The organism is uncultured Cohaesibacter sp., from assembly GCF_963556055.3.
In the GTDB taxonomy this organism is placed as follows: domain Bacteria; phylum Pseudomonadota; class Alphaproteobacteria; order Rhizobiales; family Cohaesibacteraceae; genus Cohaesibacter.
The window spans coordinates 323222-342741 of the sequence record NZ_CAUVYE020000008.1 but is presented as its reverse complement, the minus strand read 5'-3'; the positions used below and the strand labels follow the sequence as shown (position 1 = coordinate 342741).

Genomic DNA, 19520 nt, shown 5'->3' with positions numbered 1-19520 from the left:
GAGGTTATATCAGGAAAGACTTAACTTTCAGTTTGATCAAAAATCAGACCGACCTTGGCTTCGCGAGCCCATTCCTGCCAGTCGGCAAGGTCTGCCTCGTCGCGATCCGCCTTGTCCAGCACCAGAAGTGATTGATCGGCCAGATCAATCAGATCTTCCAGAGTGCGCGGATTGAGAATCTGTCTGGCTTCCAGAATGACAAACCCGTAGGTCTCTCCGCAAATCCTGATCAGCTCGGACAATTCGCTCGACAGAATGTTGCTGAGACCTTCGGGACTGGAAAATCCCTGTTTGGAAACGAAGGGCACAAAGTCGAAATTCTCATATTCCTCGATGCGCGTTGCCTGCTCGGGAAGCTGGCTTGCTCCGGCAACACGGGGCCATTGGTCGGGACGGTCCTGAAGCGAGATGACAACCGGGTGGAACCCTTTTTCAATCGCGAAGTCCAGAATGATGTCGGATGCGATGGCCAAACCGTCACCGGGCTGGGCGGTGGTGATCAGCATCGTCAGGTTGCTATCGTCTGAAAGCTCGGTGCCGATGAACCTGTCGATGGCCTTGAAATGTGCCTCGGCACTTGCACTGGGGGCGAAGAGATTGCCCTGAGCGGGATTGCGGCGCGGTAGTCGGATGATGACCGGATCCTCTCGCAATCCTGTAACCCGCCGGTCGGGGGCATCATTCGGCTCGCGGCTCGCCGGTTCTGACGGGTGCCCGACATGCTCAGGTTTCTCGTCAGTCTGATCCGGTTGGGACATGGCAGCAACATCGGCAGTCGCGTCAAGTTCGGTCGGAGCGGAGGGCTGGTCTTCACCCTTGACACCGGCCTCGGCCTTGAGTGGCTCGCCTGCCCGAGCAGCCGGGGCTCTTTTCCTCGAAGGAACGGCCGGGAACTCGGCCCTGTCAAAACTGAAACGGGCCGAGACATGGGCATCATCGAGCTGCCGCGCTCCGTCAAATCCCGAGCGTGAAGAGGCACGGGATGCCGCGTCTCGCCCATGGTCTGCATGCTCCCATTCAGCATAGGCCGGCACGGCAGAGAAAGCCGTCTTGAGAAGCGCCACCAGAAGACCAAAGCCAAAACCAAGACAGATCAGACCAACCCCAACGATCTTGATTGTCGGTTTCGTCGAACGGACGGGAACCGGTGCTTCGGAGACCAGACGTGCTTCATTGAACTGAAACTGGCTCTGCTCATCGGTGATCTTGTAGCGGGCAAGAAACTGCTCATAAAGATTGCGGTTCGCGGTTGCCTCGCGTTCGAGATTGTCAAGTTCAACACGGGCCTTGTTCAGCTCGATGGAGCGTTGGCGGGCATCGGTGAGCTGGGCCTGAAGGGCCTGCTTCTTGGCCATCGCCGTTTCGTAAGACTGCTTGGCACGACCGACCAGTCGGTTCTGCTCCTTGCGAATCTGATTGGCGATAGTGGTTTGCTGCTGCCGGTTGGCCAGAATTCTCGGGTGGCGAGAGCCAAGGGTCTGGTTGAGCTCGGCGGCTTCACGACGCAGGCGGTTCTGCTCCTGCATCAATTGATCCAGATTGGCAAATTCGGCAGACTGGTAAGACGACGAAGAAGAAGGAATGCCATCCTTGCGGGCCTGATCATAACGGGCCTCGGCCTCAGCCAGTTCGGTGGTCGCAGCGGACAGCTGACTCACCAGAGAGGTCAATTGCTGATCATCAAGCGAGCCTTGAGCGCCTGCATCGACAAAGCCATTGCGAGCACGATAAGCGGCGACCGCCTCCTCTGATTTTTTGAGGTTCGAATGCAGTTCTTTCAGGCGTTCGGATAACCAGCGCGAGGCTTCCTGATTGGCGGAACTGCGATAGTTTTTCTGATCCCGGATAAAGGCTTCTGCCACTCCATTTGCATATTTGGCGGCATTTTCCCTGCTGCCGGATTTGAAATAGACCTCGACAATATAGGTCGCCCCCTGCCTGTTGGCAGCCAGATTGCTCTGGAACATCGAGATCAGCTCTGTCTTGTTCCGGGCCTTTTCATAGTCCGGGTCATCCTTGACATTCAACTCATCGACGACTTTAGAGAGAAAGCCGACGCTGTTCATGATCTGGACATAGCTCGTCAGAGCCGCTGCATCGCCACCGATACCGGCCAGAACATTTTCGCTATCCGTAACCCGTGGCTGACGCGGATCGACAAGAACGAGCGCGCTGGTGCCGTATTTTTCGGGCAGAAAGTGATAGATCGAGAGACCGGAAAGCGTCACGAAAATGGCAACGACGGTGATCAGCAGCGCCTGTTTGCGGATGAAGCGGATGATGGAGGCAGGGTGAATGAGCCCATTGCGCATGGCAAACTGGTCATTATCAGCCTGAGGAGACCAGGCAAGTGCGCCAGCTTTGTCCACCGGCTCGCTTTTGAGAGGTGGATCATGCCTGTCCACTTCACCGGACAGCATTTCCGTTTCAGGCGTTTCGTCTTCGAGATCCGGCGTCCAATCCAAATCCGATCTGGTTTTCCTGCGTCCGAACATTACCCATTCCTGCAACTGCATACTTATGCATTAATGGCGCATGGCCACATGTATCGATGCTTGCAGTATCAGGGGATGATATTGAGTTTTGGTTAACCATAAATCGGTTTTTGCGCACCGTGCCTGTAAAAAGATGCGGCCGACTGTCAGACCGGCGAACCTGCTCCCCCCCTGGACCGGCCTTCGGATCGCGCGACGTCTTTGGCGGGTCATTTCGGCCTGTAGAACCAGTTTGCAAGATGCTTGAGAGGGTTGAATTTCGGCCTCAGAATGATGCCGTCGATCACTTCGAGATTGCCTGCACGATTGAGCGTATGCAGGTTTCGACCGGGCCAGTGGCTGTTGGGTGCGAGCTTTGCCAGTGAGCGCTGCTCATAATGCTCCGGCGAGAGATGAGTGACCTCGACCAGTTGCATGGCTGCACCATATGAAATCGAGCAGTCTTGTACGGGGCGAAGCAGGCGCCCTTCCTTGCGGAGAAAATTGCCACCGGGTCTTGCGGTTGCCTTGTCAATCAGAACAGGATTTTGCGCGTGGGGCTGCCAGGGACCGAACAGGTCATCTGCATAATAGAGTGACAGACAATCGGAGTAACCGCCTGCTCCGTCCCGCGTTACGCAGAAGATCCACCAGAGGCCATCCTGTCTGGTAAGGGTCACATCGGCGGCATCGATATCACTCAGGATGACTTTGACCCGTTTCCAGCCAAAGGGAAAATTGGTTGCCTTGTAGATCGCAACATCCCTGTTCTGAGCGGTTTCAGGGATCATGTAGATCTCGCCCTCATGCTCTATCAGGAACGGATAGGATAGGTGAAACGGTTCTTCCAGACAAAGTCGGGCCGGACCGGTCGGTCCCTTGTCATCGAATTCCATCACAGAAATGACGCCCTTCTGGGTGGTGCGATCAAGATCTTCGAAAAACAGATAATAGCGATCTCCGACCTGCCATGGCACAGGATCCGCATAGAAGCGCAAATCGCGATCTGGCAGGACCGTCCACTTTTCGCCATCAAGAGAAAAGCGGCTCCAGACATCTTCATCAGTGACAAAGCGCCAACCCGTGCGCCAATGGCCAAAATGGAAGAAAAGGTAATAGCCTTTTTTCAGGTAAAAGATGAAAGCCGCTTTGGCCATGCGTTTGGTCACATGAGCCTGAGAAGGAAAATCTGCCCGTTTCTCGACAAGGGGCTGAAGCCAGCGGTCGGGATGGCCAAGATAGGCTCGCAAAAGCGTAATGACGCGGGCAAATGTCTGATCCATGGCCCCGAAGGCACCGGCAGCCAGCTCGCCCGAAGGCATGGCAGTCGCCACGATCTGTCCCTCATTGTCTCTCAAGGCAATCTGGGGCATGCCTGTCTGCATGATCGAGGCCAACAGGGCGGTTGCTCCGGGATAGCCATTGAACAGAATGGTCAAGTGCCGGGACGCATCAGGGGCATGACCGTCGCCCACCAGATCAATGACGAGATCGAACCTTTGGGCGCTCACAGTCTGAGCAAATTCGGTCTCCAGATCCCCAAGGTCGCAGCGCGTTGCCCCATTTGCCTTGTTGGCGGGATAGAGCCCTTCTTCGAAGGTCAAAAAGCGCTCGATATACGTCGGATAGGGTTGGGGTATTGAGCTGCGAATGGCAACCTGTGCTCCCGATTTTTCCTCCAGATCACGCGCCATTTGCCCAAGCCAGCGGCGGCAGTGGGCCGGATCAATATATAGGCAGCAAAGCATTAAACCGGCAACTCCCCAGATTCTTTCGTTGCCTCAGCCACATCCAGAATGAGCTTGTCATAGCGATCAATCATCGCGCTCATGGAATAGATGGCCTTGAGTTTTTGACCGGAAGAAACAAGCTGTCTGGCCAAGTCCTGATCGGTCAGCAGGGAGCGCACCTGTGTGACGAAGCTTTCGGGATTGTCGCTGTTTGCAAACAGGGAACAGGGGCCCTCACTGGTCTGGAGCACTTCCCTCAGAACCGGAATGTCATTGCTGACGACCGGCAAGCCTGCCTGTGCAGCCTCTACCGCCGCCAGACCGAAGGTTTCAGCTTCGGTCGGGAAGACAAAGATATCCATGGCAGCGAGGAGATCCCCGATCTCGTTCGATTCCATCTCGCCGGTAAAATGAACCCGGTCCTCGACGCCGAGCCCTTTCGCGATGCCCCGCAGGCGCATTTCATCGGGCCCCTGCCCTCCCAACACCAGATGCCAGCAGTCATTGTAAGGCAACATCTTGATGGCCACATCGAGCCGCTTGAGCGGATTGAGCCGCGCAACCGAGCCCAACAGAATGACGCCTTCAGGCAATTTGAATTTCTTGCGGGCCGCCAGTTTGGTGAGCTTCGAGCGCTTGTCCTTGAAACCATGGGGAACATGAATGATACGCCTGGTGTAGGCGGGCGGGAAATCGGCATATTCTCCGGCGGTATCGACGGAATTGACCGTAATGACATCGAACAGACCGATCTTGCCGAAAAACTTGTCAAACTTCCTTATGGTGTCATTCATGGTCGCCTGTGCGGAAACCTGATTGGCAATGACATGGCGGACGCCCGCAAGTCGCGCGGCAGGAGCCCCGAACAGATTGCCATAATGCTGGAATGTGAGGACGACATCGGGCTTGAGAGCGCGAATCTGAAAGACGAGCCTGATGAAAAAAATCAGCAGTGAAAACGGATTTCCCGGTCTTTTGTCGCGGCAGAATATCGTTTTGGGGGCAGCATCGAACGCGTCTGTCTTGCGATAGAAGAAAAGATGGTGGACATCATATCCGCGCGGTTCAAGCCCCTCCCCCAACAGGCGCGAAATCTCCTGCGCTCCGGCATTCTCGGCCTGCGTCTGGATGAAGAGGATACGGGGTCGTGGTTTCAGCCCGGTGAGCGGGGTCTCTGCAACATCGTCACGAGATGTTGCAACCTTGGCAAACTCGGTCATGTCAATCGCCCTTTCAGTTGCCTTCAGGGATGAGGTCAGGTGCTTGCGTTTCGGGAGGAGGCTTGTCCTTGCTCGAGACAAAGAAGCGCAAGATGGAGGGATCCATACCGGTGAATTTTCGGCATGTGTAATTGATGACCATCGACATGGCGATCATGACACCGCTTGAAACCGCAGCTGCGCCGTAGATTCCGAAATGCGGAATGATGAGGAAGAAGCCGACAATCCGGATGACCACTGCGGTGGTGACGATGGTTACATAACGGCCTTCGTAGCCGGTAAACATCAGGAAGCTGGGCGATGGACCGTTGGCTGCGTTGATGCCGGTGCCAACCGCAAGCATCAAGAAGACCCAGTGATATTGCGCATAGGTTTCGCCAAAGATCATCAGCATGTAATTGCCGACCGCGGCGACAGCCGCCAGACCGATCACGACAATGATCAGGCTCATGCCCGCCATCATGTCGAGGGTCTGCTTCAACTCGTCGACCTTGCGCGAGAAATAGAGATCGGGGACGCGGCGGGTGCCGAAGGTGTGCAGCCCACCGGCAGCAAGAGCAAAGGCATTGGCCAGACGCACGACGACGAAATAGGCTCCGGCGGCGATCGGATCGAGCAAGAGGCCGATCAGAAAGACTTCCATATATTGGTTGGACGATTCCATGACGGCAGCAAGCCATAGCCGGACAGAGCGCGGCGTCCATTCCCGCAATCGATATTCTGCCTTGGCATCGCCGACTTCCTTTTTGACATTTCGTACGACAAGATAGACTTGCGAGAAGACCACCAGAAAAAGACCGACGGCAAAAACGGCCAGGATTTCTGTTGTCGTGACGGCATGTCCAACACTCATGCAGGCGATCAGATATATGACGGCGATAGCACGCCAGGTAATTTCATAATTGGCATCCCCGGCATTGATCCCGACAATCGCCCTTGCCGCATGGGCACTGTAGAGCGTGAATGTGTTGAAGACCAGAAAGGCCAGGGCGGCTACGATCAAATATCCCGAATTGTCGATGATATCGGCCAGCGCCGACGGCTCGAAGCCGACGATGACGGCCAAGATCAGCGCGATTATGGCAGCCCCGCCGATGGTCACGAACCAGCCATATTGCAGGGCACCCAACGCAAGACCCGGGCTCTTTTCGGCCAGATATTCGCTCCAGGAACGCACGACCTGCATCTCCTGCCCGGCGACGGCAACGACCGAGAGCACGAAGAGCGCGGAAAAGAGGATGGAAAAGCGGCCGAACTCTTCAGCCCCTGCCGAGCGGGCCGCAAGCGAGAAGAGCGCAAAGGCAACGACCGCACTGCCAACCTTCAAGAGCATGGCCCAAATGATGCCTCTGACATCCTTGTTGCCAATCAACCGCTTGATGGTGGCAATCGCTGCATTTGGCGTCGAGGGAACCATATCTGACATTCAAATCAATACCTGCATTCACCCGCGAAACACGGGACATATGAGCCAATGGACCTTGTGAGGAGCGCATGGTCCTTTTGAACGCTCATGTCATCAATGGATCAATCCTGTCATATTTTAAGAAATTTTCGGTTACGCACTATGCTTAACAAATGCAAAATTTGATTTCAGCCAAAGGCTTCCGGCTCCGGACAGGAGACCGCCAAGCGCTCACCGTCCCGTCAGACCGTAGACGAAGAGCCCGACCAGTTCCTTGATCGTGAGGTCGGCACGGAGAAACTTGGTTTTCGGATACCAGCTAAAAGCGGTGTTTGCCAGATTGGTGCGATGATCCACCGGATAGGGGATAAGATTGGTAAAGCCCGCCCTTTCAAAACTGCGCACAGAGCGGGGCATGTGAAAGGCGCTGGTGATGAGAATCCAGCGTTTTGTCTTGTCATCACCGATCAAAGCGGCCGACAGTGTGGCATTCTCGGCGGTGTTGCGTGAGCCGGTTTCGATGAGAATGCGATTGGTGTCAAATCCCAGATCGACAAACAGGTCACGCGTGATTTCGGCTTCACTGCGCAACCGGCTTTGCCTGACGATGTCCAGAGGTGACGCACTGCCACCGGAAATCAGTATCTTTGCCTCGGGCAGACTGCGCGCCAGCCTTGCCGCTTCGATGACCCGCTCAACGGATGCATTGACCTCGATCTGATGCCAGCGTTCCGTGTGACTGGGGATGATGCTGCCGCCAAGGATGATGATGCCTTCGACCGGTCCGCCGTTGATGAGTTCCGGATTGGCGGGGTAAGCGGTTTCCAGGCGCATCATGACGATATCAGGCAAGGGCGACAGGATGATGACCAATAGAAGGAAGGTCAGGGACAGCACTGCCCTTGCCACGCCCAGTGCCCTGCGCCAAAGGGCAATCAGGGACACGAGAATACCGATGAACAACCAGCTTTCGACCAGCAGCAGCAAGGCCACGATTTTCGAAAGAACATAGAAAAATGTTGCGATCATTGCATTACCAGTCGTGTGACTCACCGTTCCACTTGAGAAACCGCCCCGTATCCTTGAGGCCCATGTTATCGGTCGTCGAAGCAATGCCCTCGGCGCTCTCGCGGGCCGTGATATCGGCTTGCTCGCCCCCCATGTCGGTTTTCACCCAACCGGGATGGAACAAGAGACACGTTATCCCCTCTGGCTTGAGGTCCCGCGCCAGAAGGGTCATGACCATATTGACCGCGCCTTTGGTCGAGCGATAGACGTAGCGCCCCCCACCGGGATAGCTGAGTGCTCCGAGCTGGCTGGAAATGGTCACGATCTTTGCATTGTCGGACGCCTTGAGATTTGGCAGCAGAGCCTGAACAACGCGCAAGGGAGCCATCGTGTTGACGGCAAAGACCTCGGCCCATTCCCCATAGTCGACATCATCAAGTGATTGCCTGTCGCTTCCCTTGATACCGGCATTGTTGATCAACAGATCGATGGGCTTGCCCTTCAGCGTCTCGGCCAGGGCAGCAACAGCGACGTCCTTTGTCACGTCAAGGCTATGCAGGGTCACCTTGCCAAGATTGTCGGCCACCAGTTGATGCAGATCCCCGGCTTTTTGCGGGTTTCGGCAACAGGCATGGATGTGCCATCCGCGCCTCAGATAGGAGCGAGCCAGTTCGAGCCCGATGCCACGGTTGGCACCTGTGATGAGGCACTGTTTCATTTTTCAATCTCCTGTCTGCGTCGCGCCGATTGGGCGGGGCGCTTTGTCATGCGCCTCTGAGCCAGCTTTTTCAGATCCATTTGCTATCATTGATCTGTCTGTAAATCGTAAAAATTGCCGGTATATGGTTCAAGCCAATATTTTGCCGTTCCCGGTCCGGTATTTTTGTTCTTATTTAATCATATAAAGATTTCTTTATATCCTTATTGCTTTATTGAGACCTGCACTGTATAGCTGTTGCAAATTCTCAAGGTCAGGCGGCCATGTCTCATGCCCTGACCGATATGGATGACTGGGTGTCACGTCAAGCGATACCGCAATGATATTTAAGGAGTCAGTATGGCCGATTATGTCGTCAAAGACCTGTCCCTGGCCGATTGGGGACGCAAGGAAATAGCCATTGCCGAAACCGAAATGCCGGGCCTCATGCAGACACGCGAAGAGTATGGCCCCTCCCAGCCACTCAAGGGCGCGCGCATCACCGGTTCGTTGCACATGACCATTCAGACGGCCGTGCTTATCGAAACCCTGCAAGCTCTGGGTGCCGAAGTGCGCTGGGCGACCTGCAACATTTTCTCGACCCAGGATCACGCCGCAGCCGCCATTGCTGCCAGCGGTACGCCTGTCTATGCGGTCAAGGGCGAAAGCCTTGAGGAATACTGGAACTATGTCGATCGCATTTTCGACTGGCCAGATGGTCAGGGTCCGAACCTGATCCTTGATGACGGTGGCGATGCGACCATGTATGTGCTGCTCGGTGCCAAGGCCGATGCCGGTGAAGACATCATTCCGAATCCCGAAAATGAGGAAGAGGAAGTGGTCAAGGCGCAGATCCTGAAACGGGCCAAGGCAACTCCGGGCTGGTTCACAAAGATCCGCGACGGTATTCTCGGTGTCTCCGAGGAAACCACCACTGGCGTTCACCGCCTCTATCATCTGGCAAAAGCGGGCGACCTGCCCTTCCCGGCCATCAACGTCAATGACTCTGTCACCAAATCGAAATTCGACAACCTTTATGGCTGCCGTGAATCGCTGGTTGACGGCATCAAACGCGCGACCGACGTGATGATCTCTGGCAAGGTTGCCGTGGTTGCCGGTTTTGGCGACGTGGGCAAGGGGTCAGCTGAAAGTCTGCGCTCTCAGGGTGCGCGCGTTCTGGTCACCGAGATCGACCCGATTTGCGCCCTTCAGGCTTCCATGCAGGGCTACCAGGTCGTGACCATGGAAGAAGCCGTGCCTCAGGGTGACATCTTCGTGACCACAACGGGCAACAAGGACGTCATCACCCACGATCACATGCGTGGCATGAAAGATCGCGCAATCGTCTGCAACATTGGCCATTTCGACAGCGAGATCCAGATCGGTGCGCTGCGCAATTACAAATGGCACAATGTGAAGCCGCAGGTGGACGAAGTGGAATTCCCGGATGGCAAGCGCATCATCGTGCTGGCCGAGGGCCGTCTGGTCAATCTGGGCTGTGCCACCGGGCACCCATCCTTCGTGATGTCCGCAAGCTTCACCAACCAGACCCTCGCACAGATCGAACTGTTCCAGAACCATGACAAGTATGGCAAGGACGTCTATGTGTTGCCCAAGCCGCTTGATGAGAAAGTTGCGATGCTGCATCTGGAAAAACTGGGTGTGAAACTGACCAAGCTCAGCAAGGAACAGGCCGACTATATCGGCGTCCCTGTGGAAGGACCGTTCAAGCCGGACCATTACCGCTACTGATGTCTCGATTAACAGAATGTTAAGGATTGGCGGAAAACCAAAGGGTTAGATGCCGGATCCGATCATTTGAAATGAAGCGCCCTTGTTCCAATGTGAAAAGGGCGCTTTTTTTTGCGGCAATTTTCCTCTGGACTCTTCTTTCCGAGTCCTGAAGAGGGTAACGTAAAGTGATTCGATTTGGAACGGAGGAGGCCCCGAACCAAATCACAGTGGCGTAGTTTCAAGCAGTATCCATAGCGTTTATTCCTGATCCATTTTGGCTGATCTTCTGTTGCGGGTCCGGGGTCGTCTGTTGGCTTTGGGAAAAGCCAAAGCCGGGATGAGGGAGGAGTCTCCGGGCTCACCAACTTCGCTTTCATGGCGAGGGGCGCATTGGAACCGGATGCAAGGTTTGAAACACCACTGTTGGCGTAGGCAACATAGCAAAGGCTGATCAGGGTGAGCAGGCGACATTCAACTGGTCCCCGAGTAATTGAGACAAGATCAACTGGTAAAAGCAGTTGATCTCAGCGGCGGAAAGGACGAGCAAGATGCCGGAGAGCGGCCTGTTCGGAGAAAGCAAGAAAACAAAACGTCTCGATTTGCACAAAGCCAGCCATGCCATCCCCGGCATTCTGGACAGGGGGGGGATGCCCCTGCTGATTTCTGCTGCACTTCTGGGTGGATTGCATATCCAGACGGCTCTTGCAGAAACGGGAGATGCCGGAAATGAGGCCGCAGACGCGCTTTTTTCCAAAACCGCCCCTGTAACAGATTCGTTGCTACCCTCGATCCCGGCCCTGCCCGAACCTGGGCAGGCAAGCCTGCTGTCCAATCTGGGCGAAAATCCCGACCTGATACAGATCATCGGCTTTGCCCTCATCTGCGCTTTGGCCTTGTTCTCATTGATCGCGGGATATACCGCCATTCGGGAGCGGCGTCGCAGCCGCAACCATCTGCTGTCCGCCATGGAAGCCATTCAGACCCTTCAGGCAAAGCTCGACCGCGCGGAAAGCCTGCTCACTGCCATGGATCAATTGATGATCATATGGAGTGGCTCGGACGAAAGCCCCACGGTGACCGGTCATCTTTCCGGCAAACGCCAGCTGCTGCCGGAAGGCAAGGCCATTCTGGCCTTTGGCAACTGGCTTCAGGCTGATTTCGTGCCAGAGATCGAAAAGGCTGTTATCCAGTTGCGGTCAACCGGTCAGCGTTTCGTTATGTCTGCCCAAACCCTTGAAGGCAGTCTTGTCGAGTTCCGGGGACGCACATCGGGTGCACGAGCGCTGGTGCAGTTGCGCATTCTGGAAGGGGACGAACAGGATCGGGCTCACATGGAGCATGAGGCTGCGCGGCAGGGCAAGGAACTGCAACGGCTCAGAAACCTGCTCAATGGCATGCCGATGCCTGCCTGGACCCGCGAAGATGATGGCCTGATTGCCTGGGTCAATCAGGCCTATCTCAAGGCGGTGGAAAGCGAGAGCCTGCAAGAGGTTCTCGAAAATCAGACCGAACTTCTCGATCTGCGGGGCCGCGAGGCCGTGTTGCAGGCCCATGACCGACATGCTCGCTCCAGCGGCAACAAGGATCTGACGATCAAGCGATTGCCAATCATCGTACAGGGGCAACGGCGGATTTTCGATGTCGCCGATATCTATCTGCATCCCGGCTCGGTTGGGATCGCCACGGACGTTTCCGAATTGGAAGCCGCTGAAAAGGCTCTCGACCGCATGCATCTGTTCCATGCCAACACCATGGATCAGCTCACGATTCCGGTTGCCATCTTCGATTCCGCCCAGCAATTGCAGTATTACAATGCGGCCTATAGCAGCCAGTTCAAGCTTGATCCGGCGTTTCTGGATACCAATCCGGATGAGAATACCATTCTGGAGAAGCTGCGGACCAATCGCTGTCTGCCCGAACAGGCGGATTTCCATAGCTGGAAAGCGGATTTTCTCTCCTCCTACCGGGATGTGGAAGCGCGCGAACAATGGTGGCATTTGCCAGATGGTCAATCCTTGCGGGTTGTCTCTGCCCCCAACCCCGATGCGGGCGTGACCTATATTTTCGAGAATGTCACCGAGCGGCTCGATCTGGAAAAACGCTACAATGCCCTTATCCGGATGCAGAGCGAAACGCTCGACCATCTCAATGACGGGGTCGTGGTGTTCGGCTCCGATGGCCGCCTGCGCATGTCGAACCCGGCTTTCTCCCGGCAGTGGGAGATCCAGCCCAAGCTTTTGGAAGAACAGCCTCATGTGGGTGCGGTGCTGGAATGGTGTCGCAGAAAATATGACGAGCAACCCGTCTGGGCCAAACTGATCGGCAGCGTTGTCGGGCTTGAGGACAAGCGCGAAGGCGTCATCGGGCGGATGGAATGTGCCGATGGTCGATTCCTCGATTATGCCTCCATTCCGCTGCCTGACGGTGCAACCATGATGACCTTTGTGGACATCACGGCCAACGTCACCGCAGAACGCAACCTTCAGGAGCGCAACGAAGCGCTGCTTGCAGCCGACCAGTTGAAGAACACCTTCATTCAGCATGTATCCTATGAGTTGCGTACACCGCTGACCAACATTGCCGGCTTCACGGACCTTCTGAATAACGAGGCCTTCGGGTCTCTGAACGACAAGCAACGCGAATATATCGATCATATCGCCACCTCCAGCTCATCGCTCAAGGTCATCATCAACGATATTCTGGATCTGGCCACCATTGATGCGGGCATCATGGCGCTGGACCTGTCGCAGGTGGATCCGGTTGATTCCATCCGCGCGGCTGCCGAAGGGCTTCAGGATCGCCTCGCGGAGAAGAATATCAAGCTCGACATTTCCGTGGCCGAGAATATGGGTGAGTTTACCGGCGACGCCCAGCGCGTGCGGCAGGTGCTGTTCAATCTCATTTCCAACGCCATTGCCTTTTCCGATCAAGAATCCTCCATTTCCGTTCTGGCGGATCGCAAGGATAACGACATTGTCTTCACCGTCAGCGACGAAGGCTGCGGCATGGCGGACAATTACAAGGATGTTGCCTTTGACCGGTTCGAAAGCCGCAATGCGGGCAACAATCGCGGCGGGGCCGGTCTTGGCCTGTCGATCGTCAAGAGTTTTGTCGAGCTGCATGGTGGTCATGTGACCATCACCAGCCATGAGGGAAAGGGTACGAGCGTTGAATGCAGCTTTCCCATCAAGCCCAAAATGATTGCCGAAAGCTCCGATGAAGCGGCTGAATAGGCTCCGACAGTCCGGGCTTTCCGCCTGTCTTTTCAGGATGCGTTTATCAAAAGAAAATGGAATTGCCTCCTGCCCCCCTGTTCGGGCTCGACAAAATGGTTGCGGCTGCTATATCAAGTGGCCTTGAAAGATGCATATCCAATAAGCAGACCTCGCTTCAGGATGGCCGATGCCCGACAATTTCCCCTCTTGCGATCAGAGTGATCAGCCTTGGCTGTTCACTTTCGATGCCCTCGATGAACAAGCCAGTCTGGCACTGGCCGCCGATCTGGCGCCCTTGTTGATCAGGGGCGATGTTCTTGCCCTTGATGGTGATCTTGGCATGGGCAAGAGCACCTTTGCCCGTGCCCTGTTGCGCGCACGGGCCGAAGATCCCTTGCTTGAAGTGCCCAGCCCGACCTTCACTCTGGTGCAAAGCTACACCATGTCAGGCGAACAGAATGAGCTGGAAATCCACCATTTCGATCTTTACCGGATCAGCGATTTCGAAGAGCTTTACGAAATCGGCTTTGAAGACGCCACCGAGACCGGCTGCGTTCTGGTGGAGTGGCCAGAACGTGCTGAAGAGCTGTTGCCGGAGGACTGCCTGTGGCTGCATTTCACCCCCGGAACCGAGGATACCCATAGATGCCTTGTCCTCTCTGGCTCCAGGAACTGGGGTGAGCGGCTTGAGCGACTTTGCCAGAAACGGCGTTTGCTGATCGCCTCGGGCTGGGGCGATGGTGTGAGAAAGCCGATTGCTGGAGATCTTTCGCCACGGCAATATGATCGCGTCTTGCGACCGGAAGAAACCGAGGGCCTGCGAATTCCGGACACTGGCAACGCCCCCTCCCCTTGTCGCGCAATCCTGATGGACATGCCGGAACGCAAACCGGGTCCCAGACTTGAAGATGGTCGGCTTTATGATCTGGTTGCCCATCGGGTCACCAGCCTTGCGCCCATGCTCTCCATTTGTGAAGGGCTGAAGAAACTGGGGCTGCACGTGCCCGATCGATATGGCGTAGCGCCAGATGAGGGGCTGATGCTGTGGGAGGATTTTGGAACGGAGACCCTTGCCAAGGGCCCCGAGGAGCCATTTGCAGAGCGCTATCTTGCGACCACCGAGGCGCTGGCGCGTTTGCATCTGTTGCCCTGCCCGTCTGTCTTTGAGGGATCAGGCGGCCTTCATCGCCTCGCGTCATATGACAAGGCGGCCTTCCTGGTCGAACTTGACGTCTTTCTCGATCATTATTGGCCTCATATCAAGGGAGTATCATGCCCATCGAGCAAACGGGAGGCATTTTCATCGCTTTGGCATCCTCTGCTTGAGGTGCTCTGCAATAGCGAGCAAGGCCTTGTGTTACGCGATGTTCAGGATCCCAACTGCTTCTGGCTCGAGACGGAGGCCGGGGTGCCTGATGTGGGCTTTATCGATTTTCAGGATTGCCTCATTGGCCCTGTCGCCTATGACCTGTCGGCTCTTGCGATGGATGCGAGAGTGACCATTCCTCCGGAGCAGGAACGGGCGATGCTTGCGCGATACCGGGCCATCCGTGGCTTTGACGAGGAGCAGACCACGCGCTTCATGATCGCCTATCGCCTGTGCGGGGCGCAGCGCATTCTCAAGAATATCGGAGCCTTTGCGCGTGCGGCCCATCAGGCCAACCGCCCCGTCTATCTTGAGCATATGCCAAGAAGCCTTTCCTATTTGCGCAGGCTGCTCGAAGCGCCTCCGCTTTCGGGGCTGGCGGACTGGCTCAAACGGGAAGACCTGATCTAGGGTCAGGAATCAGGCCTGCCGCAGGTCGGGAAGCGACAGGAAAAGCCAGTTAGCCACCATTCTTTTTCGAAAGGGTCTTCACACTTTTCCAGATTAGCGATAGACCCTTGGTGCCCACTCGGCGGAGATGATTTCACCACGCGCGCGGGGGCAAGACGCGCTAGCCAACAAAAGGCCTTTCCGAACCGCAACCAGCACCGGCAAGGCAGCAAGAAACGACAAACGGACGTCAAACATGAGCAATTTCAGTCGCCCCTCAACCGGAATGATCCTTGCCGCAGGGATGGGAAAGCGCATGCGCCCTCTTTCTGCTATCACGCCTAAACCGCTGATCCCGGTTGCCGGACAAGCGATCATCGACCGCCCGATGAAGGCTCTGAAAGAGGCTGGTGTCGCCCGCACGATCATCAATGTACATTATCTGGCTGATCTTATCGAAATTCACGCAAGGCAGTTTGACGATCTCGACATCGTGATTTCCGATGAGCGGGAGCAATTGCTGGAAACCGGTGGTGGCGTCAAGAAGGCCTTGCCGTTGCTTGGAGATGATCCCTTCTATCTGCTCAATGCGGACAGCTTCTGGATGGAAGGCTCGGTGAACAATCTCGATCTGCTGGCCCAGCACTGGGATGAAAAGGCAATGGACGGGCTCCTCTTGCTGGCGCCTACCGTTACATCGATCGGTTATCGCGGACGCGGCGATTTCCTGATGGACCCTTATGGGCGGCTACGCCGTCGCAAGGCGCACGAAGTCTCACCCTATATCTATAGCGGCGCGGCCATTTTCCATCCCCGTCTTTTCGAGGCCTCTCCGACAACGCCTCATTCTCTCAACGAGGAATTCAACAGGGCGATGAAGAATGGCCGGTTGTTCGGACTGATCATGGACGGGGTGTGGATGCATGTTGGCACTCCTTCGGACATCAGACGCGCAGAAAGAGCCCTTGAGGAAAGTTCAACCGGTGGACGGTACGACTGATTTTCAGTCCTGCCACCTTGAACTGCTCTCCATTCTGCTTTCAAATGCCGCAAAGTGAAATCCGTGTCGCGGGACTGATTCTGTCTGGACGTTGCTCCTGAAAATGCAGGAACCGGATTTTTCGAGACAAGCGATCTATGCAGGGAGAGCGCAAGAATGGAACCGGGAGCCAATGTCTTTTCAATCGCTCCATCGAGCCCGTTTCTTGCAACATTGATCGATGCATTGTCGGACGGCAGGCTTGTCTCCGGCTTTGACGCCAGTAATCCCTCGGACCTTGGCCGCGCGATCATCTATGTGCCGACGCGCCGGACAGCAGACGCCCTGAAAGCGGCCCTGTTGCCCCACTTCAGACAGCGGGGCTGGCAAAGCGTCATCTTGCCCAAAATTCACGTGATCGGCGATGTGGACGAGGATCTGATGCCCTTCAAGGTCGCGGCGGGTGCATCGGATGGCTTCTGGGATCTGCCCGTCGCCATGGACAATGTCGAACGCCGCCTGTCGATGACCCGGCTCGTGCATCATTGGGCCCAGACGCTCGCCCGCTCGGTCCTTGGCATTGGCAAGGACCAGCCTCTGCATGTTTCTTCCACACCGACCGATGCGGCCTATATGGCCATTGATCTCATCGCCCTTGTCGATGCGGTGCATCGGGAACGCTCAAACTGGGATCATCTCAATGATCTGGTGCCAGAGGACTATGGTGCCTTCTGGCAAATGAGCCTTGAATTTCTGAAGATCGCCACAGCGATCTGGCCCGAACATCTGAAGGAAATGGGACTTGTGGATCCGGTCGAGCGTCGCAATCTGGTCTTGCAGGCTGAAATCGGGGCGATCAAGGCGCATGACGGGCCTGTGATTGCGGCAGGTTCAACCGGTTCGGTTCCGGCAACCTCGGATCTGCTTGAGGCTGTCTCTCGCCATCCCAGAGGGGCGCTGATCCTGCCAGGTCTTGATTTCCACCTTGATGAGGCAAGCTGGCAGATGATCGGGCAATTGTTCCCCGAGGCCGGCGGAGTGGACCCCGTCGCCGGGCATCCGCAATTCAACCTCAAGCAACTGCTGGACCGTTTGGGACTAGACCGCGCCGATGTCATCAATCTTTCCGAACCGGATGCCTCGCTTGCCTTGCGCGAGACGCTGGTGAGCGAAGCCCTGCGCCCGGCAGAAAGTTCCGAGATTTGGGCACAAACGCTCGGCGACTTCTCAGACGAGACACGACATGAGGCCTTCTCTGGCGTCCTGATGGCAGAGGCTGCCAATGAGCAGGAGGAGGCACGGGTTGCCGCTCTTGCCTTGCGGGAAGTGCTTGAAGTCCCCGGCATGCGCGCGGCTCTTGTGACGCCAGACAGGGCGCTTGCCCGGCGGGTGCTGATCGAGCTCAGACGCTGGGGTGTCGAGGTGGAAGACACCGCCGGGATGCCATTGGCTGAAACGCCTCCCGCTCTTCTGTTGCGATTGATGATCGAGTGCCTTGTCGATACCTATGATCCGGTCAAGCTTCTGGCACTGTTGAAGCATCCTCTTGCCGCCCTTGGCATGCCTCGCAGCGACGTCAGGCGGGCGGCCCGTTTTCTCGAGGTCCATGTCCTGAGAGGCCCAAGACTTGGTGCGGGCTTTGATCCGCTCCTTGCGGAATTCGAGCGCAAACGAAACGTCGCGCAAGACCGTCTCTCCGACGGAATTTCTTTGCCCGACGTGTGGTCGCAGACTGCCGATCTGCTCACCCGGCTTCAGCTTGCCATAGCGCCTCTTGATGCTCTGATGAACGCGAGCGAGCCACCTTCTTTTGCCGAATGGATACAGGCAGTGATTGTTTCTGTCGAGGCGATCGCCACGGATCAGGAGGGCACGCCGGATCGCTTCTACGAGGAAGCGGCGGGCCGCTCCATGCGCAGCTTCTTCGAGCGGGCCAGTCAGGCCGGTGCCAACAGCTCTGCCCTCTCCCCTCGCGATCTCGAACCCTTCCTCGTGGCCATGATGAGCGGTGAGACCGTGCTTTCTCACAATGAGGGTGACCCGCGGCTGCAATTGCTAGGCACCCTGGAAGCGCGTCTTCTGGATGTTGATCGCGTGGTGATTGGCGGGCTCAATGAAGGATCCTGGCCTGCGGAAACCAAGACGGATGCCTGGCTATCGCGTCCGATGCGCGCCAAAATGAAGCTCGAGCCTCCCGAAAGACGGACCGGTCTTGCCGCTCATGACTTTGCACAGGCCATGGGGCGCAAGGAAGTTGTGCTGATCCGCGCCGTCAAGTCGGGCGGAGAACCCACCGTTCCGAGCCGCTGGCTGCAAAGGCTGGAAGTCGTAGCGGGCTCAAGGACGCGGGATGAAATGAAAGACCGGGGGCAGGTCTATGTCGATTGGGCAAGGCGACTTGATGCGCCCAAGCGGCAAATCAAGATCGAACGCCCCTGCCCGACGCCACCGCTTGAAGCACGCCCGCGCAATCTCTCGGTCACCGAAATCGAGACCTGGGTCAGAGATCCTTACGCCCTTTATGCCAAGCATGTTCTGGCTTTGCGTGAACTGGACCCCATCGGCACCGCTCCGGGCGGGGCGGAGAAGGGATCAATCATTCACGACATACTGGGCCGCTTTGCCGAGGAATGGCAGGGACCCTATGATGACAGCGCCGTTTCCTGCCTGATCGAGATGGGCCGGGAGGCCTTTCTTCAATGGGAGAATTTCCCGGATTTGCTTGCCTTCTGGTGGCCGCGCTTCGAGCGCATTGCCCATTGGTTCATCTTTGAATGGGAAGCCCCGCGAGCGGACAGCATCGCTCATCGCCATGCGGAGATTTCAGGGCGCATATCACTGCCCATGGCGGGCGGAGATTTCATCCTGCGCGGTCGGGCCGACCGGCTCGATATCGGATGCGACGACATGTTGCGTGTCATTGACTTCAAGACCGGCCAGCCCCCTACAGCCAAACAGGTTTTACCCGGCTTTGCACCCCAGTTGGCGCTTGAAGGCTATATGGCAAAAAATGGCGGCTTCAGAGACGTGCCCGCCAATATCGAAGTTGCCGACATGGCCTGGATCCGGCTTTCAGGCGGTCGTACTGCTGGCGAGGTGAAAACCGGGGTCGAGAAGGATTATGCCGCCGAGGATATTGTCGAACTCATTGGCAAACGCCTATTGGCGCTCATCTCCGCCTATGATGACCGGGAGCACGGCTATCTCTCCCGTGCGCGACCGATGTTCGAACGCTTTGAAAGCGCCTATGACCATCTTGCTCGCATCAAGGAATGGTCACAACATGGAGGGGAGGAATAGGC

12 protein-coding genes are annotated in these 19520 nt (G+C 56.4%); 5 read left to right on the top strand and 7 right to left on the bottom strand.

Annotation, left to right across the window (positions count from 1 at the left end; translation table 11 throughout):
- Positions 1-20: 20 nt before the first annotated feature.
- The 6 genes from ACHZB8_RS03690 to ACHZB8_RS03665 all read right to left on the bottom strand — a co-directional run bounded on the left by ACHZB8_RS03690 (position 21) and on the right by ACHZB8_RS03665 (position 8555).
- Complete coding sequence (locus ACHZB8_RS03690) at positions 21-2495, bottom strand: GumC family protein (protein WP_316858766.1); 2475 nt, start codon at positions 2493-2495, stop codon at positions 21-23.
- A 209-nt stretch (positions 2496-2704) separates the two neighbouring features.
- Complete coding sequence (locus ACHZB8_RS03685) at positions 2705-4168, bottom strand: hypothetical protein (RefSeq protein WP_316858765.1); 1464 nt, start codon at positions 4166-4168, stop codon at positions 2705-2707.
- A gap of 53 nt (positions 4169-4221) precedes the next feature.
- Positions 4222-5424, bottom strand: coding sequence for a glycosyltransferase family 4 protein (locus ACHZB8_RS03680; RefSeq protein WP_316858764.1), 1203 nt, complete (start codon positions 5422-5424; stop codon positions 4222-4224).
- Positions 5425-5437: 13 nt separating this feature from the next.
- On the bottom strand, positions 5438-6850 hold the full coding sequence (locus ACHZB8_RS03675; protein ID WP_316858762.1) for a polysaccharide biosynthesis C-terminal domain-containing protein: 1413 nt from the start codon (positions 6848-6850) through the stop codon (positions 5438-5440).
- 210 nt (positions 6851-7060) lie between these two features.
- Positions 7061-7858 (bottom strand): YdcF family protein, encoded by a 798-nt coding sequence (locus ACHZB8_RS03670; RefSeq protein WP_316858761.1) that lies wholly within the window; start codon positions 7856-7858, stop codon positions 7061-7063.
- 4 nt (positions 7859-7862) lie between these two features.
- Entirely contained in the window at positions 7863-8555 is a 693-nt protein-coding gene (locus ACHZB8_RS03665) for an SDR family oxidoreductase (protein ID WP_316858760.1), read from the bottom strand.
- A gap of 339 nt (positions 8556-8894) precedes the next feature.
- On the opposite strand from ACHZB8_RS03665, the gene ahcY reads away from it, so the two are divergent.
- The 3 genes from ahcY to tsaE all read left to right on the top strand — a co-directional run bounded on the left by ahcY (position 8895) and on the right by tsaE (position 15260).
- Positions 8895-10286 (top strand): adenosylhomocysteinase, encoded by a 1392-nt coding sequence (gene ahcY / locus ACHZB8_RS03660; RefSeq protein WP_316858759.1) that lies wholly within the window; start codon positions 8895-8897, stop codon positions 10284-10286.
- Positions 10287-10816: 530 nt separating this feature from the next.
- Entirely contained in the window at positions 10817-13501 is a 2685-nt protein-coding gene (locus tag ACHZB8_RS03655) for an ATP-binding protein (protein WP_316858758.1), read from the top strand.
- 169 nt (positions 13502-13670) lie between these two features.
- Complete coding sequence (gene tsaE / locus ACHZB8_RS03650) at positions 13671-15260, top strand: tRNA (adenosine(37)-N6)-threonylcarbamoyltransferase complex ATPase subunit type 1 TsaE (RefSeq protein WP_316858757.1); 1590 nt, start codon at positions 13671-13673, stop codon at positions 15258-15260.
- Between the two features lie 93 nt (positions 15261-15353).
- Here tsaE and ACHZB8_RS03645 read toward each other — a convergent pair whose 3' ends face one another.
- Positions 15354-15557, bottom strand: coding sequence for a hypothetical protein (locus ACHZB8_RS03645; RefSeq protein ID WP_316858756.1), 204 nt, complete (start codon positions 15555-15557; stop codon positions 15354-15356).
- Here ACHZB8_RS03645 and ACHZB8_RS03640 point away from each other — a divergent pair.
- Both ACHZB8_RS03640 and addB read left to right on the top strand, forming a co-directional pair.
- Positions 15556-16239 carry a nucleotidyltransferase family protein gene (locus tag ACHZB8_RS03640; protein WP_316858755.1) on the top strand — a complete coding sequence of 228 codons (684 nt, stop codon included), beginning with the start codon at positions 15556-15558 and terminating at the stop codon, positions 16237-16239. The genes ACHZB8_RS03645 and ACHZB8_RS03640 overlap by 2 nt on opposite strands.
- A 156-nt stretch (positions 16240-16395) precedes the next feature.
- On the top strand, positions 16396-19518 hold the full coding sequence (gene addB, locus ACHZB8_RS03635) for a double-strand break repair protein AddB (protein ID WP_316858753.1): 3123 nt from the start codon (positions 16396-16398) through the stop codon (positions 19516-19518).
- The last annotated feature ends 2 nt before the right edge of the window (positions 19519-19520 follow it).